The sequence below is a fragment of the Deinococcus seoulensis genome (genome assembly GCF_014648115.1).
GTDB lineage: Bacteria > Deinococcota > Deinococci > Deinococcales > Deinococcaceae > Deinococcus > Deinococcus seoulensis.
Genome location: NZ_BMQM01000092.1, coordinates 1 through 1,061, shown reverse-complemented (window position 1 = coordinate 1,061; position 1,061 = coordinate 1). Strand labels below are relative to the sequence as shown.

The following is a 1,061-nucleotide window of genomic DNA, read 5'->3' as shown; positions in this document are numbered from 1 at the left end:
TGGCCGCCGAATGCCGTCCTGGGCAGCTCACAGTCGTGGTGCTGGACAATGCGGCCTTCCACAAAGGAGCTCTGATCAGGGAACGACGTGGGGTGTGGGAGCAGCAGGGACTCTATCTGCGGTATCTCCCGCCGTATGCTCCTTTTCTGAACCTGATTGAGGAGGTGTGGCGCAGACTGAAGGGCATCCTGATGCCCCGCCGCTGCTACAACTCGGTCGCTGAACTTCGGGATGCTCTGCTGACGGGTCTCAAGATTCTCGGAACTCGATTTATCTGAATCTTAAATGCGCTGTATTTAGCTGTCTCTCGGGTGCCTGATTTCCGGCCGGGTCCTACGGCCGTCACCATGCTGTCCATGGACGCTGGGATGACCGAGAAAGATCCTTACGAGATCATCCGTCGCCAGTCCGAGTAGATCGACCAGCTGATCGCCGAAAACAAAGCCCTCAAGGCTGAAATCGCCCGCCTGAAAAGCGTATTGAAGAATTCGAACGATGGGCACGCAAATACGCCTTCCCTTTCAACCGGGAGAAACGCACCGCCGATCCCCAGTCACCAGGATGTCGTCTTGGCGAGGGAACCTTCGCGCACAAGTCCCCACTCACGCCAGAGCAGATCACGAGGGGCGTGGAGGTCGACACCCCCAACACCTGTCCTCGATGTGGGTTTACGGGGCCGCTGATTTTCGGGTAGTTGGCTGGAACTAGACTCTGTTGGCGAATTCGAAAACCGCTGTTGGGTGAGGCGGATCATCACGACTCGGCAACAAGAAATGCGGAGTCCGGGGGCCATCACCTGAATTCGCCAACAAAGTCGAACTATGCCCGACAGGAAACGCCTTGAGGCCGTGACAGCCACGCTCGCAGCGTCCAAACGCGATCGGTCAGCCCAATCGCCATCGCCGGTGTGCGCTGCAGGTACTGTTGACGTCCCTTCGGGACGTCAAGCTTCTTCCGAAGACCACGTTGCGTTCGGCACCAGTTGTAGGTCCCCTGCACCAGATGAGCCAGACTCACCCGGTGGACCGTCAGCCTCGCGAATGCGAGGCTTTTCCTCGCCA

General features: G+C 58.4%; 1 protein-coding gene. It reads left to right on the top strand.

The window, feature by feature from the left end; translation table 11 throughout:
* Window positions 1-278, top strand: a 278-nt coding sequence (locus IEY70_RS20825; protein WP_189066939.1) for a transposase, incomplete at its 5' end; no start/stop codon positions are given.
* Between the last annotated feature and the right edge of the window lie 783 nt (window positions 279-1,061).